Below are 25,172 nucleotides of genomic sequence, written 5' to 3' on the forward strand. Positions count from 1 at the left end.
ATGATGTACACGGCGGGTTTACGCCGTGGCCGTTTTCCGCCATGGACGGACGCCCGACGACAGCGACATCGTGCGGAATCAATCCGTCCGGGAGGGGTCCGGGGATGCTGGGAGCCATAGGGCTCGACGAGATACAGGAGTCGGCGTACCGAGCGCTCGTGGCGGTGGGAGCCGCGGAGGTCGCCGATCTCGCACACCGGCTGGCACTTCCCGAGCCGGACACCGAGCGGGCCCTGCGCAGACTGGAGCAGCACGGTCTGGCCGCGCAGGCGTCGGCGCGCACGGGGCGTTGGGTGGCGGCTCCGCCGGGCGTGGCGCTCGGGGCGCTGCTGACCCAGCAGCGCCATGAGCTGGAGCAGGCGGAACTGGCGGCGGCACTGCTCGCCGAGGAGTACCGGGCGGAGGCCTCCGAGCCGGCCGTGCACGATCTGGTCGAGGTGGTGACCGGGGCGAGCGCGGTCTCGCACCGCTTCCACCAGTTGCAGCTCGGCGCGTCGAGCGAGGTGTGCGCCCTGGTCACCGGGAAGCCGATCGCGGTCAGCGGGATGGAGAACGAGGCGGAGGAGCGGGCCGCGACGCGCGGGGTGTCCTACCGGGTGGTGGTCGAGCGCGAGCTGCTCTCGCTGCCGTCCGGGATCATGGAGCTGTCGGCGGCGCTGAGCCGGGACGAGCAGTGCCGGGTGATCGACCGGGTGCCGACCAAGCTGGTCGTCGCCGACGGCTCGCTGGCGATGGTGCCGCTGACCGGACGCGGCGCCGAGCCCGCCGCCCTGGTGGTCCATGCCTCCGGGCTGCTGGAGTCGCTGATGGGGCTCTTCGAGGCGGTGTGGCGCGAGGCGATGCCGCTCAGGCTGGGCGAGGGCAACCAGCCCCAGGACGAGGCGACGGGGCCCGATCCGACGGATCTGGAGATCCTGTCGCTGCTGCTGGCCGGGCTGACGGACGCGAGCGTGGCGAAACAGCTGGAGCTGGGGCTGCGGACCGTACAGCGACGGGTGAAGGGCCTGATGGAGCTGACCGGCGTGTCGACCCGGCTGCAGTTGGGCTGGCACGCCTACGAGCGCGGCTGGGTCGCCCGCACCCCACGGTTCTGAGGCGATCCGCACGACGGCTGCGGCGGCGCACACCCGCAGGTCCGGCACGACGGCCGCGGTTGCGCACCGCCACGGCTCCGACACGCCCCTGAGCTGCGCCGACGACGGCCGCCGCCCCCGGGTGCGCTGACGGGCGGGACCGGCCGGACTCCGGCAGGCTGGTGAGATGAGTGTGTGGCAACTCGTCGCCGTCGGCCTCGTCATGCTCCTCGGCCTGCTGGGCGTGCTGGTGCCGGGAGCGCCCGGGCAGGCGATCGTCTGGGCCGCCGTGCTGTGGTGGGCGCTGACCGACATGACTCCGGTCGCCTGGGGCGTACTCATCGGCGCCACTGCGCTGCTGCTGTTGAACCAGGCGCTGAAGCCGCTGCTGCCGCCGCGCCGCCCGCGCGAGACGGGGGCGCCGCGCAAGACCCTGATGCTGGGCGGGATCGGCGCGATCGTGGGCTTCTTCGTGGTGCCGGTGATCGGTGCGGTCGCCGGTTACGTGGGGACCATCTACGGGGCGGAGCGGCTGCGGCTCGGCAGCCACGGGGCCGGGTGGACATCGGTGCGCTCGGTGATGCGGGCCACCGGCTATTCGGTACTCGTCGAGCTCTTCGCGTGTCTGCTGGTGGCGGGGGCCTGGCTCGGCGCGGTGATCTGGGGCTGATCACCTCCCACCCTTGCGACATCCCGCTGGACAGTGTCCAGATGCACGGAAATACATCGGATCTCTCCTGCTCCATTGACGCAGCAATGACCCGCGCCTACCTTCCCTGGTGGAATAGCTCGGATGAATCGAAGCGCCTGCGTACGAGTCGCCAGGAGAAGCCTTGCCCACAGCACCGGACCCCTCCCGCCCGCCCCGCACCGAAGCCTCTTCCCCGTCCCGGCCCGCCCCCTCACGCAGATCGGTGCTCGCCACCGGCACCGCGATCGGCGGCGCACTCGTGGCGGCCGGCACCTCCGCCCCCGCCCTCGCCGCCGCCCCGGCCCCCACCACCGTGCACTCCCCCGGTGACAGCTGGCGCACGGTCCTCGACGACGCCGACCTGCTCTGGCAGAAGCTGCCGAAGACCTGGTACGAGGGCCCGTACCTGGGCAACGGCCGCCTCGGCTCCGCCATCTACGCGGAACCCGGCGCCACCACCCGGGCCGTCCGCTTCAACGTCCAGCACTCCGAGGTCCAGGACCACCGCCCCGAGTTCGGTTCGCTCTTCGGCCTCGCCCGCCTCCCCATCGGCCACTTCACCCTGGAGCCGGTGGGCGCCGTCACCGGCATCGAGTGGTGGATGCGACTGCGCACCGCCGAGCTCGAAGGCACGATCACCACGACCACGGGCACCCTGAAACTCCGCGCCTTCGTCCACTCCACCAGCGATCTGCTCGCCGTGGAGATCACCCCGAGCACGGGCGAACAGGACTTCCGCTGGATCTTCCACCCCGCCGAGGCGATCAGCCCGCGTGCCGCCTTCAAGCCGGTCCCGGACGGCTACACCGGCAACCCTCCCGCCGCGACCGAACAGCACGGCGACACCACCGCCGCCGTCCAGCCGCTGCTCGCGGGCGGCCAACACGTCACCGCCTGGCGCGAACGCACCCGGGGCACGGTCCGCACCCTGTACGCCACGGTCGCGCACTCCCACCCCGCGACCACCGCCCGTGACCGCGCGCTGCGCACCGTCAGGACCGCCTCCGCGCTCCCGTACGGTCCGCTCGCCGCACCCCACCGCACCTGGTGGGACCGGTTCTACCGCAAGAGCTTCCTCTCGCTGCCCGACGCCCGGTTGCAGCGCTTCTACTGGATCCAGCTCTACAAGACCGCGTCGGCGGCCCGCAAGGACGCCCCGGTGATGGCCACCTCCGGCCCCTGGCTGGAGCCCACACCCTGGCCCAACACCTGGTGGAACCTCAACGTCCAGCTGGAGTACTGGCTGATCCACGGCTCCAACCACCTCGAGCTGGACGCCGTCACCCGGGCCCTGAGCGAATTCCGGGACCAGCTCTCGCGCGAGGTCGCCGCCCCCTACCGGGCCGACTCGGCCGGCATCCCCCGGACCACCGACCCCCAGCTGGCCAACGGCGCCTCGGTGGCCGACGGCGGCTACGGGGTCGGCATCCCCGGCCAGGACCCGCCCACCCCCGAGGTCGGCAATCTGACCTGGGCACTGCACAACGTCTGGCTCTCCTACCGCCACACCATGGACGAGTCGGTCCTGCGCGACACGCTCTTCCCGCTGCTGCGCAAGGCCGTCAACTACTACCTGCACTTCCTGACGCCCGGCACGGACGGCAGGCTGCACCTCCCGGCGACGTTCTCCCCCGAGTACGGCGTCAACGCCCCCGACTGCAACTACGACCTGATGCTGCTGCGCTGGGGCTGCCGCACCCTGCTCGAATCGGCCGGCCGGCTCGGCGTCCGCGACCCGCTGACCGCCCGCTGGCAGGAGGTCCTCGCCAGGCTGGCGCCGTACCCGGTCGATGCCAACGGGTTCATGATCGGCGCCGGCGTCCCGTTCGCGAAGTCGCACCGTCACTACTCGCACATGCTCGCGGTGTACCCGCTGTACGAGCTGACCGGCGCGACGGCCGACGAGCGCGCCCTGATCGAGAAGTCCCTCGCCCACTGGGTGGGCTTCGAAGGCGCCCTCCAGGGCTACACCTTCACCGGCGCCGCGTCGATGTCCGCGCTGCTCGGCAAGGGCGAGGACGCGCTGAAGTACCTGGGCGAGCTGATGAGCCGCTTCATCCAGGCGAACACCATGTACAAGGAGTCGGGCCCGGTCATCGAGACCCCGCTCTCGGCGGCCCAGTCCCTGCACGACATGGTCTGCCAGTCGTGGGGCGACACGATCAGGGTCTTCCCGGCGCTCCCCGCCGACTGGCGGGACCTGACCGTGCACGACTTCCGCACGCAGGGCGCCTTCCTGCTCAGTGCGGTGCGCGAGGAGGGCCGGACCCGCTGGGTGCGGCTGACCAGCGAGGCCGGCGCACCCTGCGTCGTACGCCATGGCATCGACGGCCCGGTGGAGGTCCGCGACCGGCACGGACGTCCGCTGGACCACGCGACGACGGCCGACGGCACGGTACGCATCCGCCTGGGCAAGGGCGACTCGGCCCTGATCACGGCGCGGGGCGACCGACCGGACCTGACCATCCGCCCGGTGACGGCGAACGCTCCCGCACCGCGCTGGGGGCTGCCCGCGTGAGCCGATCGACAGTGGCGTCCGGCAACTGTCAGGCTGGCGAGATGCGGATACCCAGACGTGCAGCCAGAGTCGCCATCCTGGACCCGACGGGGTCGGTCTTCATGCTCCGGTACGACAACGAGGAAGTCGGCGTCCACTGGGCCATGCCCGGCGGCGGGATGGATCCGGGCGAATCGCCGCTGCAGGCGGCTCGGCGCGAGTTGCGCGAGGAGACCGGATGGACCGACATCGAGATGGACGGCACCCTGCTCTGCCTGTGGGAGCACGATTTCACCAGGGCCGGGGTGCCGGTTCGCCAGCACGAGCACATCTTCCTCGCGCGTGGTCCCCGCCAGGTCCCGCTCGGAGACCTCGCTGCTTCGCATGCCGCGGACAAGATCCTCCAGTGGCGATGGTGGTCGCCGGCCGATCTGGCCGGTGGCTCCGAGCCGTTGTGGCCGCCGCAACTGCCCGAACTGCTCGCCGCCGTGCGGGAAGTCGGTGCGCCCGCGCCCCCTGTCGACCTCGGATTCGTCCCGAACGGGCTCGTCGGCGGAAGTTGATCGTGTGCGGCCGAGGGCGACATGGCAGCGGCAGACCTGGACCTGCTGGCCACGGGGCCGGGGAATCGGCGAGATCCGGAGCAACTCCCTGGATGTCGAACGTCACAACAGCCCCAGGTGTCGCACCCCGTACGAACGCCAGGGCCGCCACCGGTCCGCCTCGGGCCGCCCGGCCGGATCCACATCCGGGTCACCGAGCGCACGCATCCTGATCAGCGCCGCGGCTGCCGGGCCGATCCCCGGCAGCCGCAGCAGCGCCTGCTCGGCCTCGTCGCGGTCGGCCCCGGCGTCGAGCCGTACGTGCCCGTCGGCGAGCCCGGCAGCCAGCGCCCGCAGCTCCGGGCCGCCGTCGGCACCGGCCAGCACTCCCGGCTCGGGGAACACATGCGTCAGCCCGCCGCAGGGCACGTCCAGGACCTTCCCGTACGTCTCCACCAGCCGCTCCGCCTCTTCGCGCCCCACCAGCGTCCGTACCGCGAACTCATCCGGGTCCGCGGCGCCCGGCGAACGCAGCCCCGGACGGGCAGCGACGCCCCGCGCGAGCCGCGGGTCGGCGCCGAGCCTCTCGTCCACGGCGTACGGATCGGCGTCCAGGTCGAAGAGCCGCCGCAGCCGCTGGACGGCCGTCGTCAGGTCCCGCAGATCCGCGAGGTGGATCCGGGCGTCCAGCCAGGCCCCGGCGGACCGCTCGTCGACGGCCACGATGCCCGTGCCGTACGGGAGCCGCAGGGTGCGCCGGTAGATACGGGCACCCGGCTCCCCGCTGACCTCCTCGATCCGGGCGACCGTCTCGGCGGCCAGGAGGTCGAAGACCTCGCGGGCCGCGTACGGCCCCCGGTGGGCGAGCCGCAGCGGGATCCCGGTGGTGCGTGCCTCCCGGACCGCCGCGCCCAGCCCCGTCCTGGCCTCGGCCCGCAGCGCGCTCGGCGTGCGGGCGTAGATCTGCCGGATCGTGTCGTTGAACTGGCGCACGCTGGCGAAGCCCGAAGCGAAGACGATCTCCGTCACGGGCAGCCCGGTCGTCTGGAGCAGCAACCGTGCGGTATGGGCCCGCTGGGCCCGCGCGAGCGCCACAGGGCCGGCGCCCAGCTCGGCGTTGAGCTGCCGCTGCACCTGGCGTGAGCTGTAGCCGAGCCGGTGCGCGAGACCGGGCACGCCCTCCCGGTCCACCACACCGTCGCCGATCATCCGCATGGCACGGCCCACGACATCGGCCCGCACATTCCATTCCGCCGAGCCCGGCACGGCGTCCGGCCGGCAGCGCCGACAGGCCCGGAAGCCCTGGCCCTGCGCGGCGGCCGCGGTCGGGTAGAAGCGGACGTTCTTCCGCTTGGGCGTGACGGCGGGGCAGCTCGGCCGGCAGTAGATCCTGGTCGTCTCGACGGCGAAGAAGAACTCCCCGTCGAAACGCGCGTCACGGCTGCTCACCGCCTCGTACCTGGTCAGTTCGTCCATCACACCGTCCAGTGTGCGGCACCCATCGGTCCCCCACTGGCGGTTTTCGGACGTGGAGCAGCGGTCGGCGGCCATGGACGGCCACCGACCGGGGAACACCGCCTACCGCACCCGGCCCCGCTTCGCCTCCATGGCGAACCGGCCCTCGGCGCCCTTGCGCTTCCAGTCGCGCAGCATCTCCGACCGCATCCGGGCGTCGGTCTTGGCGACGATGCGCCGGTTCTCACGGATCAGCTTGCGGAAGCTGTCGAGGCGCCGTTCGTGCAGCGAACCGTCCTCGATCGCGGCGAGCACCGCGCAGCCCGGCTCCGACTCATGGCCGCAGTCGTGGAACCGGCACTGCTCGGCCAGCTCCTCGATCTCCGAGAAGACCTGGCCGACGCCGGCCTCCGCGTCCCAGAGCCCGACCCCGCGCAGCCCGGGGGTGTCGATCAGCACACCCCCGGAGGGCAGGAGCAGCAGATTGCGGGTGGTGGTGGTGTGCCGCCCCTTGCCGTCGACGTCACGCGCGGCCTGCACCTCCATCACGTCGTGGCCGAGCAGGGTGTTGGCGAGGGTCGACTTGCCGGCGCCGGAGGCCCCGAGCAGCACGCTCGTACCGCCCGAGACGACGGCGGCGAAGACGTCGACGCCCTCCCCGCTGGCGGAACTGACGGTCAGCACCTGCACCCCGGGCGCGATGCCCTCGATGTCCTGGACGAGGTGCGACAGCGTGGTGGTGTCCGGTACGAGGTCGGCCTTGGTCAGCACCACGATCGGCTCGGCGGCACCGTCCCCGGCCGGTCCCCCGCCTCCCAGCAGCGCGTCACCGCTGGAGCTGGACATGGCGAGCGCGAGGAAGCGCTCCACCCGCCCCAGGTCGAACTCGACCGCGAGCGAGAGGCAGATGACGATGTGATCCACATTGGTGGCGAGCACCTGGCCCTCGGAGCGCTGCGAGGACGTCGAGCGGACGAAGGCGGTACGCCGCGGCAGCAGCGTCCGTACGAACTGCGGATCACCGTCGGGATCGACCGCGACCCAGTCGCCGGTGCAGACGATCCGCATCGGATCGCGCGGGACGACGAAGGCGGTGTCGGCGCGGAGCGTGCCCCGCGGGGTGACGACATCGCACTGGCCACGATCCACCCGCACCACGCGCCCAGGCAGCAGACCCTGCTCGGCGTACGGTGCGAATTCGGCCGCCCACGCGTCGTCCCAGCCGTACGGGGACAACGGATGCGACGCGGACGAGCCCTGAAGAGAGGAAACAGAAGAGGGGAAGGACGGGAAAGACAAGGGAAACCCTTCAAAGGGTGGCCCCGGCAACGCGCACACGGGCGCGGAGAGTTGCGGAGTAGGTCAGCCGGCGACCACGGAGGTGGGAACGATGCTCTTCGAGTTGTGGGCAGCGCCCATCGCAACGACAGTCATCACAGTCCTCACCTCCAGGTTCAAGCACGGGACCGACAGCGGGAATCGTTCTCCGCCGTCCGGAACAGTGGAAACCATAGCCCGCGCGCATCGACCGCTCAACACATTTGATCGCAGCCGACGATCCGCGTCCCCGAGCGCTTCGGACAGAGACGGTCCGGGTCGGTCATACCGGCGTTATCCATCTATATCCCTCGATCAGGTGAAACACATATACAACGACCGGTCCGGGGCCGTTATGGTGCCGAGCATGACCACACCCCAGACCTCCACCGGCACGTTCACCCAGGCCCAGTTGGGCACGATCACGCTGATCGGATGGAGCGGCGAAAACCCTGCCGACGGCCACGATGTCGCCTTCCTGCTCGTCTACTCGCTGGGCGACGGTGCGGAGGGACCCGTCGTCGGCGAGGCCGCCATGCGCACGGCCCTGGAGCGCAGCGGACTGCCGGTCGGCAGCGGTCCGGTGTACGCCGCCGAGAACCCGGGCCTCCCTGTGAAGCTGCTCGTCCAGGCCGGCCAGGCGGTCCTCACGCTGCCCCACTTCACGGCGCAGTACCCCGCACCGCCCGAGTGGCTGGCCGCGGCCGGCCAACGAGGCGAGGTGCACACCATGTTCGCCACCCGCCCGTGGCCGCAGGGCACACCGGGCCGGCCGGTGAGCGAGGAGCTGCTGCGGTCCTTCGCGGCCGACCCGGAGGTCATCACGACCTCCGCCCACTGCGTCGTCCCGGTCCGCAGCCTGGGCTGATCCGCCCCCGGTACGCCGGATGCCCACCGCCCCCGTGGCGCGGTGGGCATCCTTTTGCGTGGTGCCCTGGGCGGCTGCCCCGGATCCTGCTGTGCACCGCGGTACGGGCGGCCGCAGGGTGAGTCCCCGGGCGGCCCACACTTCGGGTGCGTCAGTCGTTGGCGATCCCGTTGCCCGAGAGCACCGGGATGTCGTCGACCAGGTGCGACAGCGGCTCGTCGCCCTTGGCCTGGGTGGAGTTCTCGGCGCACTGCTGGTTCTGCGGCGAGGACAGCACATTGACGTCCTGGACCGCGACCGGCACCAGTACGCCGACGAGCGAACCGGCGTTGGCCTTGAGCGGCAGACCGACGCAGGCCTTGTTCAGCGTGCCCTGGACGAGCTGGAACTGCGGGCTGCCGTCGCCCCGGGTCACGCTGTTGCCGAACTCGTCCACGGCGCCGTTGCCGTTGACCGACGTGGTGCCCCCGTCATTGCCGATCGCCATGGCCGCGGGGGCCGCGGCGGCGGACAGACCGACCAGGGACACGGCCACTGCAGCGCCGGCCATCATCTTCTTCATCACGCTTCACCTTTCGGAGCGTCCCGTTGTGGAACGTACTGATCAACCCGCTACGGAAGCGTCGGTTCCGCAGTACCACTCAAAAGGGTTCGATTCGGCATGAGTTCGACGGCTGGTGGTTACCCGTCGGCGGCCTCGCCGGAGGTGCGGGCCGCCGGAACCCGGCTGCCCGCGCACGACCGGTCGGGCCCGGCCGGCGGTGCTTGCCCCGAACCGCCGTGGGCCGCCTGCCACTCGGCGAGCAGCCGGTCGTAGATGGGTGTGCCGTCCTGTGCGTGCCACTGCGGGCCGCGGGGGCGTTGACTGTCGTACTGGTCCATGTGTTGCCCCTACCCCGTGCGGCGGGTGAGGGCTGCCCGCACTACGGCAACCGGCCCAGTCCGCCCGCCCCTTCGAGGCGTCGCGGTGCCCCGGACACACGAGTGGGACCGGCACATCCGGGCGGCCGGAGAACGGCTGCCGCGTGGATGTGACGGCCCCACGGGTGTTTCAGCTACTGCGTGCAGGCGGGCTCGAAGCTGCCCGCGGCACGCTCCCCTGCCGATCCGTAGAGGTCGGCGAGGAGCGTCCGGAGCGGTACGGCCTCAGTTGTTGCCGGCGCCGTTGCCGGAGAGGATCGGGATGTCGTCCAGGATGTGCGAGAGGGCCTCGTCACCCTTGGCCTGGGTGGAGTTCTCCGTGCACTGCTGGTTCTGCGGGGAGGCCAGGACGTTGATGTCCTGGACCGAGACCGGGATGGCCCCGAGGACCGAACCGACGTTGGCCTTGGCCGGCAGCGCGATGCAGGGCTTGTTGAGCGAGCCCTGGATGAGCGCGAACTGCGGGCTCATGTCGCCGTGGGTGGCGGAGTTGCCGTACGACTGGATGGCGTCGTTGCCGTTGACCGACGTCGTGCCACCGTCGTTGCCGATGGCCATGGCCTGCGGGGCGATCGCGGCGGAGACGCCGACGATCGAAGCAGCGACTGCTGCCGAGGCCATAATCTTCTTGATCATGAAATAGCCCTTCTGGGTTTTCTGTTGCCCGCCTGTCCGGAGCGTTCTGATCAACTCGCGACGACGGGGATGGTTGTGCCGATTCACTCGAACGGTTCTTTTACGTTCGGTTGTTCGTCGAATTCACAGCATCGGAGGAATGCGAAAGGCCGGCACCGGCCGGGAACCGCTGTGCCGCGACCGCTCAGCCGCCCACCGGCAGGCCGCCGATGAGCGGGGCCGCGCCCTTGGCCGCACCGGTGGCCTGGTCGGCCAGCTTGGTGACGGTGCCGTTCTTCTGCACCGACTCGGCGGCGCCGCCGACCGTGTCGACGATCGGGTCGACAGCCTGCGGGGCGCTCTCCACCACCTGGTTGATGCCTCCGTTGAGGCTGAAGTTGGGGGCCGTGGCGTTGGTGACGGCGAAGGCGGGAGCAGCCGTTCCGAACGCAACCACGGAACCGGCAACGAACGCAGCAGTCTTCGCGTACTTCACTTTCGGGTTCCCTTCTGCAGCGGCATCTCTTCGGTCGCGCACCCGCGCCGCACGAGCCTTCTTTAGCCGTGCCTTCTGCCGCTTTCGCCCTGGATAACGATGCGGTTGCGACACGGCAACTGGACAGGGCCGCATTATCTGCGGGACCACCCGATCGAATGCCGGAGAGAAAGCAGGAAGGCCCCGGATCGCATCGAAATGCGATCCGGGGCCTTCAGGTCACGAGCGTTCGGCCGTCCGAGCTTTGGTCAGACGTTGGCGCAGGTGTTACCGAAGGCGGGGTTGAGCACACCGATCACGTCGATGGTGTTGCCGCACGCGTTGACCGGGACGTGGACCGGGATCTGGATGGAGTTACCGGAGATGACGCCCGGGGAGAGGGCAGCGCCGCCCTCCGCACCGGAGTCGGCGAAGGCGGGGGCGGCGGCACCCATCGCCATCAGGGTTCCGGCGGCGATGGCGGCAACCTTGGTGTACTTCACTTTGTTCCCTTTCTTCGACGGAGTCCGGAGCGGTCACGTCTTTCGTGCCGCACGAGCGCAATCCTGATCACTCGTAACTCCGCCGCTGTAATTCATAACGATTAAAGACCGGAGACGAAACTCTTCAGTCAGAAGATTCTCGAAAAAATCGCCCGAATGACGCAATACCGATCGCTCGATATCACCGGCCGGATCTTCCGACAATCCGATGCAGCCATTCCGGGGAATGGCAGCAACAAGCCCGGGCCGCACGGGGGAGGAACGTCGGCGGCCCGGGCCTGTCGTTGCGGCTGGATCAGCTACGGATCAGCTGTTGCCGGCACCGTTGCCGGAGAGCACCGGGATGCTGTCCAGGATGTGCGACAGCGGCTCGTCGCCCTTGGCCTGGGTGGAGTTCTCGGCGCACTGCTGGTTCTGCGGCGAGGACAGCACGTTGACGTCCTGGACCGCGACCGGGATCAGGCCGACGAGCGAGCCGGCGTTGACCTTGGCCGGCAGGCCGACGCAGGGCTTGTTCAGGCTGCCCTGGACCAGGCCGAACTGGGGGCTGCCGTCACCGTGGGTCTCGGCGTTGCCGAACGACTGCGAGGCTCCGTTGCCGTTGACCGAGGTCGTACCGCCGTCGTCGCCGATGGCCATGGCCTGCGTCGCGCCCAGACCGAGGATGGAGGCGGCAACGGCACCCGTAGCCAGAACCTTCTTGATCACGATTAACCCTTCTCGTACTGGATGCCCCGTACCGGAGCCCCCTGCCCAACTCACCACCGGGCGTTTGGTTCTCTCCATTCACCCGAATGCCCAGGGGTACGCACAGCAGTACGAAACGGCACTTCGGAGGGGTGCGGGCGAAAACGTTCCGCCCCGTCGCCCCACTGCACCCAACAGCCTTCTTTTGCGCCCGCCGAGGCGAGCGTCCCCACACGCCGGACGGGCCTGTGCCGAGCCATATGCGTACTCCATTCGGGTGGTCACAAAATTTCCACGCCCCTTCGAGTTTCCTCAACAATTTCTCCTCGTTATGAGTGACACAAGCGTGCAGGTTCGGGCGCGCTTGACCGGCAGAAGGCAGGAATCATCACACGAAGAACGCCTCTTCGTGGTCTCTGCGCTTTCCGTGACCGCCGCTTGCCGCGTCATGCACGGGCGCCGCCGGGATGGCCTCCCGGCGGTCTCCGCACCGGCCTGATGAAGAACCGCGAGCCTTCTGCTCGCACGGAATGTCCTAAGAAGGGGCAACCAATGCGAAAAGCCTTGAGTAAGAGCGTGCTGGTGATGGCGGCGGCGTCAGGGATCCTGACCGCAGCCGGTGGATACGCGTTCGCGGATGCCTCCGCCGATGGCGCGGCCGTCGGTTCGCCCGGCGTCGGCTCGGGCAACAACGTGCAGGTGCCGGTGCATGTACCGGTCAATGTGTGCGGCAACACGGTGAATGTGATCGGCCTGCTGAACCCCGCCTTCGGCAACGAGTGCGTGAACGAGGGCGGTTCCGGTGCCGGTACCGGGGGCCAGGGTGCGAGCGCCGGGGGTGGCGCGGTCGGCTCCCCCGGGGTGCTGTCCGGCAACAACATCCAGGCTCCGGTGGACGTTCCGGTCAATGTGTGCGGCAACTCCGTCGATGTCGTCGGTGCGCTGAACCCGACTGCTGGAAACACGTGCGCGAACGAAGGCGGTCCGGGCATCGAGCCGCCGGTGGTCGAGCCTCCCGTGGAGCCCCCGGTGGTCACGCCTCCCGTCACGCCTCCCGTCACGCCCCCGGTGGTCACGCCCCCGGTAGTGACTCCCCCTGTGACTCCCCCCGTGGTCACGCCTCCCGTGACACCCCCGGTGGTCACGCCTCCCGTCACGCCTCCCGTCACGCCCGTGGTCACGCCCCTCACCGATGAACCGCGGACCGAGGTTGAGCCCCAGGGCACCACCGCCGGGGGCACGTACGCCACCGGGCAGCTGGCACACACCGGTGCCGACGCCCACCTGACCATGGCCGGCGGGGCCGCCGCGGCCATGGTGCTCGGTGGAACCCTGCTGGTCCGCCGTACCCGCGCCTCGAAGAGCTGACCGGCGCCGTCAGGAGATAGTCGCCGGACAGCGGGCCGAAAACCAGTGGTCCGTCGTCGCAGCCGGGGCTGTGACGACGGACCGCTGTTCTTCGTTCGGGCCGGTTCACACCCGGCTGAGACCCGCCCGGTCCAGGCAGGCCGCGATCTCGGCGGTCTCCGCCGCGTCCAGGCGGCGCATCGGCGCGCTCATCGCGTTCGTCCCGATGATCCCGCGCAGCATGAGTGCCGTCTTGAAGGCGCCGAGGCCCGCGGCGGTGGCGGACACCGTGCCGGAGCGGGCCGCGCGGATGATGTCGAAGAGCGCGACCAGACGGTCCTGTTCGGCCCTGGCCGCGGCCCAGTCGCCCCGTACCGCGGCCTCGTGCAGACGTACGTAGCCGTGCGGGTCCACATTGCCGAGCCCGGGGACCGAGCCGTCCGCGCCGGCCAGCATCATCGCGTCGACCACCAGTTCATGCCCGGTGAGCACGGAGAACTCCGGGAGATCACGGGCCCCGATGGCCAGGCGACGGAACGAACCGTCGTCGCCGCTGGAGTCCTTCACCCCGGCCAGCACACCGTCCGCGGCAAGCGGCAGCAGCAGTTCCGGATCGAGCTTGCTGTGTACGCAGACCGGTACGTCGTACGCCAGGACCGGCAGGTCGAGGGCGGCGTCGATGTCGCGGAAGTGACGGTCGATCTCGGTGGGGTGCGTGCGCGTGTAGAAGGGGGCGGTGACGACGACGGCGTCGGCGCCGAGCCCCTCGGCGGCGCGGGCCCGCTCGATCGCCCGGTCGGTGGTGGTCTCGATCGCTCCGACGAGTACCGGGACCTGACCGGCGCAGGCGGACGTGATGACCTCGATGACCTCGTCCTGCCGGCCCGGCGTCAGGTAGGCGGTCTCGCCCGAGCTGCCGAGGGCGAACAGGCCGCTGACACCGCCGTCGAGCAGGTGCCCCACGACCCGTTCCAGGGAGGGGCGGTCGATCTCGCCGTCTTCGGTGAGCGGCGTGACGACGGGCGGGATCACGCCGGTCCAGCGGGGGTTCCGGGCGGTCATACGGTGCTCCTTGCGGATGGTGCGGAGGACGTGGGGCTCTGAGGGTGGACGCAGTGCCAGCGGTGTCCGTCCTGACCGGAGGCCGCGACAGGAAAGACCGTGGCGCAGGCATCGTCCGCCTTCCAGCAGCGGGTACGGAACGGGCAGCCGGACGGCGGGTTGGTGGCCGAGGGCACGGGCCCGGTGAGCACGATGCGCTCGGTGGTCTCCAGCAGGCTCGGGGTCGCGGAGAGCAGCGCCTCGGTATAGGGGTGCGCGGGCGCGCCCGCCACATCGGCCGCCCGCCCCTCCTCGACGATCCGGCCGAGATAGAGGACGGCGAGGCGGTCGGCGAGATAGCGCACCGTCTGGATGTCGTGCGAGATGAACACCATGCCAAGACCGAGGCGTTCCCGCAGGTCGACCAGGAGGTTGAGGACCTGGGCGCGGACGGAGACGTCGAGCGCGGAGGTCGGTTCGTCGGCGACGATCAGTTCCGGTTCGAGGGCCAGGGCGCGGGCGATGGCGACACGCTGGCGCTGGCCGCCGGAGAGCTGTCCGGGCAGGGCGGCGAGGGTGTGGCCGGGCAGGCCGACCAGGTCGAGGAGTTCCTCGACGCGTGCCTCGCGCGCCTCACGGGTGCCCCGCTTGTGCACGTCTAGCGGGTCGCGCAGGATCTGACGGACCGTGAGCCGGGGGTTGAGGGCGGTGGACGGGTCCTGGAAGACGACGCCGACGGCCGAGCCGAAGTCGTCGCGGCGCTGTGCCGCCGACATCGCCCACAGGTCGCGGCCGTGGAAACTGACCTGGCCCTCGGTGGGTTTCTGCAGTCCGGTCAGTACCCGGGCCAGGGTGGATTTGCCGCAGCCGGACTCGCCGACCAGTCCGACGATCTCGCCGCGCTCGACCTCCAGGGTGGCGTCGGTCAGGGCGTGCACGGCGTCCCGGCGGAAGAGTCCGCCGCTGCGTGCCTTGTGGCGTACGTGGACGCCGTCGATCCTGATCACAGGGCGCTCCCTTCCAGCTGTGCGGCCTTCGCGGGGTGGTGACACGCGAAGCCGTGGTCGTTCCCGGCGTCGCGTGCGGTGAGTTCGGGTGCGGTGGTGCGGCACAGGTCGGTGGCGGCGTCACAGCGCGAGGCGAAGCGGCAGCCGATGCCGAAGCCCTGGGGTGCGGGGACGATGCCGGGGATCTGGTGGAGCCGGTCGGCCCCGGCCTCCAGGGAGACGACCGAGCCGAGCAGGCCGCGGCTGTAGTGATGGGTGGGGCCGGTGAGTACGGAACGGGTGGCGCCGATCTCGGCCAGGCGGCCCGCGTACATCACGGCGACTCGGTGCGAGAGGTCGCCGACGAGGGCGAGGTCGTGCGAGACGAGGACCATGGCGAAGCCGAGTTCGTCGCGGAGTTCCACGAGGAGTTCGACGACCTGGGCCTGGACGGTGACATCGAGGGCGGTGGTCGGTTCGTCGGCGATGAGCAGGCGGGGGTCGCGGGAGAGTGCCATGGCGATCAGGACGCGCTGGCGCTGGCCGCCGGAGAGTTCGTGGGGGTAGCTGCGCAGGGTGCGTTCGGGGGCGAGGCCGACCAGTTCCAGGAGTTCGGCCGGGGTCTTCGTACCGCCGCGTGAGGTGAGCTGCCGCAGCTGGGTGCCGACGAGGACGGAGGGGTTGAGGGAGGAGAGCGCGTCCTGGTAGACCATCGCGATCTCCGGGCCCATCAGTGCCCTGCGTTCCCTGGGCGACAGGTCCAGCAGGTTCCGGCCGCGGTACAGGATCTCGCCGCCGACCTCGGCGTTGCGGGCGAGCAGGCCCATCACGGCGAGGCTGGTGATGGACTTGCCGCAGCCGGACTCGCCGACCAGGCCGAGCGTCTCGCCCTCGTGGACGGTGAAGTTCAGCGAGTCGACGACGGGGATCTGCCCGTATCGGTCGGGGAAGCGGATCGACAGGTCCCGTACGACGAGGAGTTCGACGGCGTCGTCCCGTACCGGAGTGATGGTCGGCTCGGTGGCGTCGATGCGTTCGGCGAGCCTGGTGAGGGCGGCGTCGACGTCCACGCTGGAGGCGGTCTCGACCGGGTCGGGTGCGGTGGCCGCGGTGGGGTCGGCGACGGCCTTGGCGCTCCTGGGCGCGGCGGAGGCGTCGGTGAGGCCCTCGGAGAGGATGTTGAGGGCGAGGACGGTGATGAGCAGGGCGAGGCCGGGGAAGAAGGTGGCCCACCAGCCCCCGGCGAGGAGGATCTGCCGGCCGTAGGCGAGGACGCTGCCCCAGCTGGGGGCGGGGTCCTGCACCCCGGCACCGATGAAGGAGAGGCTGGCCTCGAAGATGATCGCCTCGGCGACCATGACGGTGGCGAACACCATGACCGGGGCCATGCAGTTGACGGCGACGTGGCGGAGCACGATGTAGCCGCGCCGGGCGCCGATGACCTTCTCGGCGGCGACGTAGTCCTCGCCGTACTGGGAGAGCACATTGGCGCGGACCACGCGGGCCAGCGACGGTGTGTAGACGAAGGCGATGGTGAAGATGATCACCGGGACGCTGGTGCCGAAGACCGCGACGAGGACGGCGGCCAGCGCGATGGGCGGGAACGACATCACGACGTCGAGGGTTCGCATCACGGACTCGTCGCCCAGCCTGCGCGAGGTCGCGGCGACCGATCCGAGCAGTGCGCCGGCGATCAGCGCGACGGCGGTCGCGCCGAGGCCGATGACCAGCGAGTAGCGGGAGCCGTGCACGACCCGGGCGAAGACATCGCGGCCGGCCCGGTCGGTGCCGAACCAGTGGGCGCCGTCGGGTGCCTGCACCGGGGTGCCGGTGGTCAGCGGGTCCTGGGTGAACAGTGGGGCGAGTACGGCACCGAGTACGACGACGATCAGTACGCCGAGGGCGATGCGGGAGGTGACCGGGAGGGAGCGGAACGCGATGCCCGGTCGGGACAGTTTGTTGGCCAGACGGCCGGTGGCGAACATGTCACACCGTCCTGATGCGCGGGTTGACCAGCAGATAGAGCAGGTCGACGATGACGTTGACCACCAGGAACGCGACGGCGATGGTCAGTACGGTGCCCTGGACCAGGGCGACATCGCCGCCGGTGACACCTTCGAGGATGAGTTTGCCCATGCCGGGCAGGTCGAAGATCGCTTCGATGACTACCGCGCCGCTGAGCATGTAGCCGACCTTGATGCCGAGCACGGTCAGCGGGGTGACGAGCGCGTTGCGCAGCACCGAGCGGATCACCAGCAGCGGCGGCAGGCCGTTGCCCCGGGCGGTGCGTACGTAGTCGCGGTCGAGTTCGGCGACCATCGAGGTCCGTACGAGGCGGGCGAGGGACGCGGAGACCGGGAGCGCGAGCGAGATCGCGGGCAGAGCCATCGTGGTGAGCCAGCCGCTGAAGGAGTCGGCCGGATTGGTGTAGCCGCCGGTCGGGAAGATCCGGGTGTTCAGGGCGAACTGCTGGATGAGGAGTACCCCGAGCCAGAAGGACGGGATGGCGACCCCGGCCATGGAGACGACCCGGAACAGCTGGTCGGGCCAGCGGTCCCGGTACATCGCACCGGTCACTCCGAACAGCACGGCCAGCACGACCGCGAGGAGCAGTCCGAGCACGGTGAGTTGGAGGGTGAGCGGGAAGGCGGCCGTGATGCGGTCGGCAACGGGCTGGCTCGGCGGGACGGTCATCCCGAGGTCGAGGTGGAGCAGTTGGCCGAGGAAGTGGAAGTATCTGGCCGGGAGCGGATCGTTGAGGCCGTTGGCCTCGGCGAAGGCCGCTCGGGCCTCGGGAGTGGCGCTCTCCCCGAGCGCGTTGAAGGCCGGGTCGGCCGGCGAGAACTGGAGCACCACGAAGACGAGCAGCGCGATGCCGAGAATCATCACCGGCATCATCGCGACGCGGCGCAGCGCGAGCCGGAGAAAAGCAACCATCGTCGGGTTCCTTGCGGTTGGGCGGTCTGGCGGTCCTGGCACGGGAGGGCGGGGCGGGGGGCGGGGCGCGGGGTGCCGGACCGGTCTGTTGGCCACCTGTGACATGTCACGGGGCGGTGTTCGCAGTGCGGGGGCTCGGTGACATGACACAGCGGTGACATGTCACAGGTGGTCTGTCACAGCGGTGACATGTCACAGATGGCCTCCCACAGCTGGCCTGTCACCGGTCACCTGCCACAGCTGGCCTGTCACCGGTGACCTGTGCGCTTCGGTCAGGCGCGGCTGACGTCCAGGAAGGAGAGGCCCGTGGTGGGCAGCGGCTTGAAGCCGGGCAGGGCCTTCTCGTTCCATGCCGTGGGCAGCTTGCGGTGGAGGATCGGGTAGAGCGCGGCCTCGTCGGCGACCAGGTCGGTGACCTCGCCCCACAGTTCCTTGCGCTTGGCCTCGTCGGCGGCCCGGGCGGCCTTGTCGAGGGTCTGCCTGACCTTCTTGTACGCCGCGTCCTTGCCCCAGCCGTATCGGCTCTCGGGCCAGAAGCCGTAGTAGAACCAGCGCAGCAGGAGGTCGGCGTCGTTGCCGAAGACGGACGGGTCGCCGGGGGCGACCAGCACCTCGAAGGCGCCCTTGTCGACCTTGGCGTACTGGGCCGGGGACTGGGCGATGTCGAGGGTGACCTTGACGCCGGCCGCCCCCCAGCTCTCCTTCAGCAGCGGGGCGATGTCCTTGACCCAGCCGGTGTCGGTGGTGAGGACGGTGAAGGAGAGGTTCTCGACGCCCGCGTCGGCGAGCAGCTTCTTGGCCTTCGCCACGTCGTGGGTGTAGACCGTGGCCGCCTTGTGGTAGTCGGGGTGGGTGGCGGGGACGTATCCGGTGGCGGCTGCGGCGTTGCCCACCATCGCCGTCGAGATGATCTTCTCGGTGTCCAGTGCGTAGTGCAGCGCCTGGCGTACGCGCTTGTCCGCGAACCGCTTGTCGGCGGTGTTGAACATCAGGAAGAGCAGGCCGAAGGACTGCACCGACTCGGTCTTCGACGAGCCCGCGAGCCGCTTGACGTCGATGTAGGGGACGTCCTCGATGGCCTGGACCCGGCCCGACTCCATGGCGCTGACGCGTGCCGACTGGTCGGACATCAGCCGCCAGATCATCTTCTCGGCCTTGGCCGGGTGGGGGCCGTTGTACTTGTCGTACGCCTCGAAGACGATCTTATCCTCGCGGGTCGCCTCGATGAACCGGTACGGTCCCGAGCCGACCGGCTTGGCGTCGAACGCCTTGGGGTCCGGTTCGACGATCTTCTTCGGGACGATCCGGGCCACGGCGATGCGGGAGGGGAAGAGCGCGAAGGGGTACTTCAGCTTGAACTCGACCGTTCCGGCGTCCACGGCCTTCACCGTGTCGATGAAGGGCACGAACTGCGCCATGAGCGAGGCGTTCTTCGGTTCCAGGATGCGTTCGAAGCTGAACACCACGTCGTCGGCGGTGACCTGTGACCCGTCGTGGAAGGTCGCGCCCTTGCGGAGCGTGGCCCGGTAGGTGGTCGCGTTGATCTTCTTCGGCAGCTCGGTGGCGAGTGCGGGACGCGCCACGAGTGTTGCCGGATCGAGATCCACGAGGCCCTCGAAGATGTGCATGTTGGCGGCGTACGGAGTGGCACCCGAGGTGATCATCGGGTCGAAACCGGTCGACAGGGGGTACGAGAGGCCGGCCTCGATCAGGCCGCTGCCACTGCCCTTGTCCGCCGTGCCGTCGGCGGTCGACGACGGGCCGCCGCAGGCGGAAAGGCTCGCCGTGATGGCGGCTGCGGCACCGACGGCACCGGTGTATCGCAGGAAGGTGCGGCGCTCGACACCAGCTGGTCTCAGCTCGGGCACGGGTCCTCCAGGGACATCGAAGATGGGACATGAGGGAAAAACCGGCGGGGAAGCGGGGGCGGGACGCGGGATCGCGAGGTGCCGGAATCCCGGAGCATCAGACGTCAGATGTCTGATGCCTTGATAGCGTGGGAACGTAGCTGGACAATCGAGAGGGGTCAAGAGGTGGGGAGTTCACATATGTCCGGTGCGAAGCCCGGCCGGCAGCTGCTCCGGCAGGAAGTGGTCGAGGGCATCAAGCGCTACATCCTCGAAGAGCGCCTTCGCCCCGGGGATCCGCTGCCCACCGAGCCGGCCCTGTGCGAGGCGCTCGGCGCCAGCCGGTCCAGCGTCCGTGAGGCGGTCAAGATCCTCGCCGCGCTGGACATCGTGGAGGTGCGGCACGGGCACGGCACGTACGTGGGCAGGCTGAGCCTGTCGGCCCTGGTGGAGAGCCTGACCTTTCGCGGACTGCTCTCCCCCGACGACGACTTCCAGGTGATGGCCGACCTCGTCGACGTGCGTGAGCTCTTCGAGCGCGGGATGGCCGACCGGATCGTCTCGCTGCTCAACGAGGAGCAGCTCGACAAGCTGGACGGCCTGGTCACCACCATGCGCAGGACCGGCGCCCAGGAAGGGCACGGCTTCGTGGAGGCGGACCGGGCGTTCCACGCGCTGCTGGTGGCGCCGCTCGGCAACGAATTGATCGGCCAGCTCTCGATGGCCTTCTGGGACGTGTACTCGATCGTCGCGCCGCACCTCGACGGATTCACGCACGCCGACGAGACGGCGACGATCGCGGCCCACCAGAACATCGTGGACGCCGCGCGGGCCGGAGACATCACCGGTTTCATGAAGGCGCTGGGCGAGCACTACGCCCCGGTCAGGCGCCGGATCTCCGAGGCCCGTGCCCGCGACAGCGCCCTGAGCCGGAAGCCCGTCCGGTAGATCGGGGCCGCTCACCGTCGGGCCATGATCCGCCGGCCGGGCCCTTGACGGCCGGTGTGAGGGCTGCCTAGGGTCCGTGTGCCGCCAGGACATCTGACGTCTTCTGTCTTGATGCCCGGCGTTCGGACCTCGGCCCACCCCAGGAGGGCACCTCCATGCCGTTGACGGACCTCTCGCTCGCGGACTGCCGCGACTACCGGCCCGAACTGCCGGTCCCGGACGACTTCGACGCCTTCTGGTCGAGCACCCTGAGCGAGGCGTCCGCCGACGGCGGTCCGGTGCCGAAGCCGGTGTTCACGCCCGTGGACACCGGCCTCACCCAGATCCGTACGTACGACGTGACGCTGCCCGGTTTCGCCGGACGTCCGGTCCACGGCCGGCTGCATCTGCTGGCCGAGGCCGCCGAACCCCTCGGCTGCGTGGTCGAGTTCCTCGGATACGGGCGGGGGCGCGGCCTCGCGCACGAGAACACGCTCTGGGCGTCCGCCGGTCACGCGCACCTGATCATGGACACTCGCGGTCAGGACTGGTCGGCCGCGGGCGGCTCCACCGCCGACACGGACGCCGGTGCGGCCGGCACCGTACCCGGCTTCCTCACTCGCGGCATCGAGAGCCCGGAGACGTACTACTACCGGCGGGTGTTCACCGACGCGGTGCGCTGTGTCGAGGCGGCGCGCGAGCACCCCTCGGTCGATCCGGACCGGATCGTCGTGACCGGGGTCAGCCAGGGCGGCGGGATCGCCCTGGCGGTGTCGGGGCTGGTGCCGGGGCTGGCCGGGGTGATGCCGGATGTGCCGTTCCTCTGCAACTTCCGGCGCGGCGCGGAGATTTCGGGCCGGCCTCCGTACACCGAGGTGGCCGAGTACCTCAAGCTCCACCGCGACCGCACCGGGACGGCGTTCACCACTCTGTCGTACTTCGATGCGGCGCTGCTCGCCACCCGCGCCACCGCTCCCGCACTGTTCTCGATCGCGATGATGGACGAGATCTGTCCGCCCTCCACCTGCTTCACCGCGTACAACAATTACGCGGGGCCCAAAGACGTACGCGTCTACGAGTTCAACGGGCACGAGGGCGGCACGGCGTATCAGCAGCGGGAGCAACTGGTCTGGGTGCGTTCCCTGTTCGCGGTCCCGCCGTCGGGGCGGGCCGGCCACTCCTGACCGGAGGCGCCTTCCGTGCGCAGCCGATGCCGGTACCGGTCCTCCGGGCGGCCCTCACGGCCCGGACAGCCCGGACGGCCCGGCGAAGTGGCCCGGCCGGGTGGGACTTTCACAGTACGCGCAGGTGACGGGCGAGGTCGCGGCGGCGCAGGACGTCGTCTCCAGCGACCGCCACAACGACTGGCAGAACGGCAACGACGACGGCCGGGCCCCGCTGTCGCTGCTCAACGACGGGCTCCCTCCCGACGAGCGGGGCCACCACCACGCACCCAAGACGATCCAGGACTTGCGGGCCCACGACAGTGGCAGCCGGGACTGCTCGCGGCGCGTCCCGTAGCGGCGCTCCCAGTCTCCGCCGCCGCATCCCGCCCCGGCACATCCCTCGCACACCCCCGGCACGCCCGTCGCACGCCTGTCGCACGCACCTCGCGAGAGCAACTCGCGAGAAGCACCTCCCCTTCCAAGAAGCACCTCCCCCTTCCGAGAAGAGAGACCGTCCATGCAGCGAAAAGTCTCCGTCGCCCTGCTCAGCGCCGCCATGCTGGTGGTCACCGCGACCGGCACCGCCCACGCCACCTCCCCCGCCCCGGGTCGGCTGAACTCGCAGGACCTCACCGTCGACGGGGTGGGCTCGCCCCACTACCGCATCCCGGGCCTCACCACCTCCGTCAGGGGCACGGTGCTCGCGGCCTACGACGCCCGCCCCACCCTCGGTGACCTGCCGGGCAACATCTCCGTCGTGCTGCGCCGCAGCACCGACAACGGTGTGACATGGCAACCGCAGCAGGTGGTCCGCAAGGAGGCCGCACCCAAGGGATTCGGCGACCCGAGCCTGCTCGTGGACCGCACCACCGGCCGGATCTTCCTGTTCTACGCCGCCTCGGAGAACCAGGGCTTCTTCGGCTCGGGCACCGGCAATGACGAGAGCGACCCCAATGTCCTCCAGGCCGACTACAGCTACTCCGACGACGACGGGCTGACCTGGACCCATCGCCGTATCACCAAGCAGATCAAGGACCCAGCCTGGGCGGGGGTGTTCGCGGCCTCCGGCGAGGGCATCCAGCTGCGCCGGGGCCCGTACAAGGGCCGTCTGATCCAGCAGTACGCCGTACGCGTCAACGGCGCCAACTACGCGGCGAGCGCCTACAGCGACGACCACGGCGAGACGTGGCGGATGGGCAATCCGGTCGGCCCCGGCGGCGACGAGAACAAGACGGTCGAACTGTCCGACGGCAGGGTCATGCTCAACAACCGCTCGAAGCCCTACCGGACCATCGCGTACTCCACCGACGGCGGGGTCAGCTACACCCCGTTCGTCCAGGACACCCGGCTCACCGACCCGGCGAACAACGCCTCGGTGATGCGGTACGCCCCCGACGCCGCACCGTCGGACCCGCAGTCGTCGTGGCTGCTGTTCAGCAACACGGAGGACGCCTCGGCCCGGCGCGACCTCACGGTCAAGATGTCCTGCGACAACGGGAAGACCTGGCCGATCCGGAAGGTCGTAGACCCCGGCTCCGCGGCCTACTCGACACTGACCCGGCTCCCGGACGGCCGCCTCGGGCTGCTCTACGAACGGGCCGACTACCAGCACATCACCTACTCGTCCTTCGACCTGAAGTGGCTCGGCGGCACCTGCGCCGACATCACGATCACCCCGCCCGCGACACTCAGGGCGGGCGCGGGAGCCGAGGTGACGGTCCGGGTGGTCAACCGGATGGACGTACGCCGCGACCGGGGCACCGTCGATCTCACGGTGCCCGGCGGATGGACGACGAGCCAGGTCGTCGTCCCGGCGCTCAACCCGGGCCAGGGGGCCGACGTGAAGGTCCCGGTGACGGTCGCCGCGGGCGCCTCGGGCGGGGTCACGCTCACCGCCACGTACCGGGCGAGCGGCAAGCAGGCGTCCGGCAGCGCGACGGTGACCGTGACTCCGTAGCGCGCCGGGCCTCCGGGAGGTGCCGCGTGTCCCCGTCCCGTGCCGGACCGGGTGCGACGATGAGGGCGTTCAGCACCTCCCGGAGCGTCAGAACAGGTGGTAACGCGGTGGCAGTGACAGGCTTACGCATCGGGGTGGTCGGCGGCAGCATCGCCGGCTGCGCGATGGCGATCGCGGGGACGCGGGCGGGGGCGGACGTCACCGTCCACGAGCGCAGCGACGGCGAGTTGCAGGACCGGGGGTTCGGCATCGTCGTCCCGCCGCCGCTCCACCGGGAGCTGGTCGCGGGCGGGTATCTGGGCGCGGACATGCCGACGACCCCGGTCGCCACCCGGGTCTGGCTGGCACGGGCACCGGGGCGGCGGTCGGCGCGTGAACTGGCCCGGCAGCAGGCCCCGGTGACGCCGTGCAACTGGGGGCTGCTGTGGCGGGCGTTGCGCGCCGGCGCCGGGAGCAGTGCCTACCACCGCGGGCGGCCCGTCGCCTCCGTCGGGCGTACGGCCTCCGGCGGCGCCGTGATCCGTACCGCGGACGGCGAGCGGGAGTACGACATCGTCGTCGGGGCGGACGGGCACCGCTCCGTCACCCGCGAACTGGTCGCACCCGAGGTGCGGCCGGTTCCCGCCGGGTATCTGGTCTGGCGGGGCACGATCCCGGCCGCCGCCCTCCGTGACCATCCGGCGCAACTGGAACTGCTGGCGACCGCCTGGGTCACCCTGGGCTTCCCCGGCGGGCACGGTGTCTTCTATCTGATCCCGGGGGCGGCCACGGGTTCGCGGCTGCTGGCGTACGCCATCTACGCCTCTCCCCCGCACCCCGGAACGGCGCCGGACGCCCCCGTCCGTGCCGAGTACGTGCGGCACATCGCCGAGGAGCACTTCCCCGCCGAGTGGGCCGACATCGTCGCCCGGCGCGAGCACACCTCCCAGGCGCTCCACCCGGTGGCCGACTTCGTGGTGCCCCTGGCGGCGGAACCCCCCTTCCTGCTGGCCGGTGACGCGGCGAGCGTGACCCGGCCGCACACCGCGAGCGGGGCGGTCAAGGCGCTCCAGGACGCGCTGTGCCTGGAGCGGTCGCTGCGCGCCTCCGCCTCGGCGGCCGAGGCCTTGCACCGGTACGCGGAGGAGCGTTCCGCCGAGGGGGCCCGCCTGGTCGGCCTCGGCCGCAGGCTGGGACGCGCGCTGGTCGAGAACGCGCCCGAGTGGCCGGCGATGGGGCCCGCCGAGGTGGCGGCGCTGAGCCGTGCAGCGCTGGACGGCGACGGCAGCTATCTGTTCGGCAGCGTCCAGCGGCAGTCGTAACGGACGGGCTCGGCGGGCG

General features: G+C 70.5%; 24 protein-coding genes. 11 read left to right on the top strand and 13 right to left on the bottom strand.

Annotation, left to right across the window (positions count from 1 at the left end; genetic code table 11):
• Window positions 1-104: 104 nt before the first annotated feature.
• The 4 genes from ABZ622_RS16910 to ABZ622_RS16925 all read left to right on the top strand — a co-directional run bounded on the left by ABZ622_RS16910 (window position 105) and on the right by ABZ622_RS16925 (window position 4,824).
• A complete protein-coding gene (locus ABZ622_RS16910; protein ID WP_360543772.1) occupies window positions 105-1,094 on the top strand; it encodes a helix-turn-helix domain-containing protein in 990 nt (329 codons plus the stop codon).
• Window positions 1,095-1,260: 166 nt separating this feature from the next.
• Window positions 1,261-1,743, top strand: coding sequence for a DUF456 domain-containing protein (locus tag ABZ622_RS16915; RefSeq protein WP_350985301.1), 483 nt, complete (start codon window positions 1,261-1,263; stop codon window positions 1,741-1,743).
• 244 nt (window positions 1,744-1,987) lie between these two features.
• On the top strand, window positions 1,988-4,282 hold the full coding sequence (locus tag ABZ622_RS16920) for a glycoside hydrolase family 95-like protein (protein WP_360543970.1): 2,295 nt from the start codon (window positions 1,988-1,990) through the stop codon (window positions 4,280-4,282).
• A 41-nt stretch (window positions 4,283-4,323) separates the two neighbouring features.
• Entirely contained in the window at window positions 4,324-4,824 is a 501-nt protein-coding gene (locus tag ABZ622_RS16925; protein WP_360543774.1) for an NUDIX domain-containing protein, read from the top strand.
• Between the two features lie 102 nt (window positions 4,825-4,926).
• Here ABZ622_RS16925 and ABZ622_RS16930 read toward each other — a convergent pair whose 3' ends face one another.
• Window positions 4,927-6,279 carry an AlkA N-terminal domain-containing protein gene (locus ABZ622_RS16930; RefSeq protein ID WP_360543972.1) on the bottom strand — a complete coding sequence of 451 codons (1,353 nt, stop codon included), beginning with the start codon at window positions 6,277-6,279 and terminating at the stop codon, window positions 4,927-4,929.
• A 102-nt stretch (window positions 6,280-6,381) separates the two neighbouring features.
• Entirely contained in the window at window positions 6,382-7,557 is a 1,176-nt protein-coding gene (gene rsgA, locus ABZ622_RS16935) for a ribosome small subunit-dependent GTPase A (protein ID WP_360543776.1), read from the bottom strand.
• A gap of 385 nt (window positions 7,558-7,942) precedes the next feature.
• On the opposite strand from rsgA, the gene ABZ622_RS16940 reads away from it, so the two are divergent.
• Window positions 7,943-8,443 carry a DUF5949 family protein gene (locus ABZ622_RS16940; protein WP_360543778.1) on the top strand — a complete coding sequence of 167 codons (501 nt, stop codon included), beginning with the start codon at window positions 7,943-7,945 and terminating at the stop codon, window positions 8,441-8,443.
• A gap of 151 nt (window positions 8,444-8,594) precedes the next feature.
• Here the strand turns inward: ABZ622_RS16940 and ABZ622_RS16945 are convergent, their stop codons facing one another.
• The 6 genes from ABZ622_RS16945 to ABZ622_RS16970 form a co-directional block, all read right to left on the bottom strand.
• On the bottom strand, window positions 8,595-9,005 hold the full coding sequence (locus ABZ622_RS16945) for a rodlin (RefSeq protein ID WP_360543780.1): 411 nt from the start codon (window positions 9,003-9,005) through the stop codon (window positions 8,595-8,597).
• A gap of 119 nt (window positions 9,006-9,124) precedes the next feature.
• Window positions 9,125-9,325 carry a hypothetical protein gene (locus tag ABZ622_RS16950; RefSeq protein WP_360543782.1) on the bottom strand — a complete coding sequence of 67 codons (201 nt, stop codon included), beginning with the start codon at window positions 9,323-9,325 and terminating at the stop codon, window positions 9,125-9,127.
• A 264-nt stretch (window positions 9,326-9,589) separates the two neighbouring features.
• Window positions 9,590-10,000, bottom strand: coding sequence for a rodlin (locus ABZ622_RS16955; RefSeq protein WP_358948513.1), 411 nt, complete (start codon window positions 9,998-10,000; stop codon window positions 9,590-9,592).
• Between the two features lie 184 nt (window positions 10,001-10,184).
• Window positions 10,185-10,475 (bottom strand): hypothetical protein, encoded by a 291-nt coding sequence (locus ABZ622_RS16960; RefSeq protein ID WP_360543784.1) that lies wholly within the window; start codon window positions 10,473-10,475, stop codon window positions 10,185-10,187.
• A 248-nt stretch (window positions 10,476-10,723) separates the two neighbouring features.
• Window positions 10,724-10,957: a chaplin gene (locus ABZ622_RS16965; RefSeq protein ID WP_360543786.1), complete on the bottom strand. Its 234-nt coding sequence runs from the start codon at window positions 10,955-10,957 to the stop codon at window positions 10,724-10,726.
• A gap of 306 nt (window positions 10,958-11,263) precedes the next feature.
• Window positions 11,264-11,665: a rodlin gene (locus ABZ622_RS16970; protein WP_360543788.1), complete on the bottom strand. Its 402-nt coding sequence runs from the start codon at window positions 11,663-11,665 to the stop codon at window positions 11,264-11,266.
• 531 nt (window positions 11,666-12,196) lie between these two features.
• Between ABZ622_RS16970 and ABZ622_RS16975 the strand changes: the two genes are divergently transcribed.
• Entirely contained in the window at window positions 12,197-13,012 is an 816-nt protein-coding gene (locus ABZ622_RS16975) for a chaplin (RefSeq protein ID WP_360543974.1), read from the top strand.
• A gap of 105 nt (window positions 13,013-13,117) precedes the next feature.
• Here the strand turns inward: ABZ622_RS16975 and ABZ622_RS16980 are convergent, their stop codons facing one another.
• The 5 genes from ABZ622_RS16980 to ABZ622_RS17000 form a co-directional block, all read right to left on the bottom strand.
• Window positions 13,118-14,053: a dihydrodipicolinate synthase family protein gene (locus ABZ622_RS16980; RefSeq protein WP_360543790.1), complete on the bottom strand. Its 936-nt coding sequence runs from the start codon at window positions 14,051-14,053 to the stop codon at window positions 13,118-13,120.
• Window positions 14,050-15,039 carry an ABC transporter ATP-binding protein gene (locus tag ABZ622_RS16985; protein ID WP_360543792.1) on the bottom strand — a complete coding sequence of 330 codons (990 nt, stop codon included), beginning with the start codon at window positions 15,037-15,039 and terminating at the stop codon, window positions 14,050-14,052. Before ABZ622_RS16985 ends, ABZ622_RS16980 begins: the two co-directional genes overlap by 4 nt.
• A complete protein-coding gene (locus ABZ622_RS16990) occupies window positions 15,036-17,003 on the bottom strand; it encodes a dipeptide/oligopeptide/nickel ABC transporter permease/ATP-binding protein (protein ID WP_360543794.1) in 1,968 nt (655 codons plus the stop codon). Before ABZ622_RS16990 ends, ABZ622_RS16985 begins: the two co-directional genes overlap by 4 nt.
• 1 nt (window position 17,004) lies before the next feature.
• Window positions 17,005-17,955: an ABC transporter permease gene (locus ABZ622_RS16995; protein ID WP_360543796.1), complete on the bottom strand. Its 951-nt coding sequence runs from the start codon at window positions 17,953-17,955 to the stop codon at window positions 17,005-17,007.
• Window positions 17,956-18,227: 272 nt separating this feature from the next.
• Entirely contained in the window at window positions 18,228-19,823 is a 1,596-nt protein-coding gene (locus ABZ622_RS17000) for an ABC transporter substrate-binding protein (protein ID WP_360543798.1), read from the bottom strand.
• A 180-nt stretch (window positions 19,824-20,003) separates the two neighbouring features.
• Here ABZ622_RS17000 and ABZ622_RS17005 point away from each other — a divergent pair, with 180 nt between their 5' ends.
• The 5 genes from ABZ622_RS17005 to ABZ622_RS17025 all read left to right on the top strand — a co-directional run bounded on the left by ABZ622_RS17005 (window position 20,004) and on the right by ABZ622_RS17025 (window position 25,153).
• Window positions 20,004-20,750 carry a FadR/GntR family transcriptional regulator gene (locus ABZ622_RS17005; RefSeq protein WP_360543800.1) on the top strand — a complete coding sequence of 249 codons (747 nt, stop codon included), beginning with the start codon at window positions 20,004-20,006 and terminating at the stop codon, window positions 20,748-20,750.
• A gap of 155 nt (window positions 20,751-20,905) precedes the next feature.
• A complete protein-coding gene (locus ABZ622_RS17010) occupies window positions 20,906-21,913 on the top strand; it encodes an acetylxylan esterase (RefSeq protein ID WP_360543802.1) in 1,008 nt (335 codons plus the stop codon).
• A gap of 100 nt (window positions 21,914-22,013) precedes the next feature.
• Complete coding sequence (locus ABZ622_RS17015) at window positions 22,014-22,250, top strand: hypothetical protein (protein WP_360543804.1); 237 nt, start codon at window positions 22,014-22,016, stop codon at window positions 22,248-22,250.
• A gap of 162 nt (window positions 22,251-22,412) precedes the next feature.
• Window positions 22,413-23,852 (top strand): exo-alpha-sialidase, encoded by a 1,440-nt coding sequence (locus ABZ622_RS17020; protein WP_360543806.1) that lies wholly within the window; start codon window positions 22,413-22,415, stop codon window positions 23,850-23,852.
• Window positions 23,853-23,965: 113 nt separating this feature from the next.
• Window positions 23,966-25,153, top strand: a complete 1,188-nt coding sequence (locus tag ABZ622_RS17025; RefSeq protein WP_360543808.1) for an FAD-dependent monooxygenase — start codon at window positions 23,966-23,968, stop codon at window positions 25,151-25,153.
• Window positions 25,154-25,172 lie beyond the last annotated feature (19 nt).

Origin of the sequence: Streptomyces sp. NPDC007164, from assembly GCF_040634135.1 — a bacterium.
In the GTDB taxonomy this organism is placed as follows: Bacteria; Actinomycetota; Actinomycetes; order Streptomycetales; family Streptomycetaceae; genus Streptomyces; species Streptomyces sanglieri.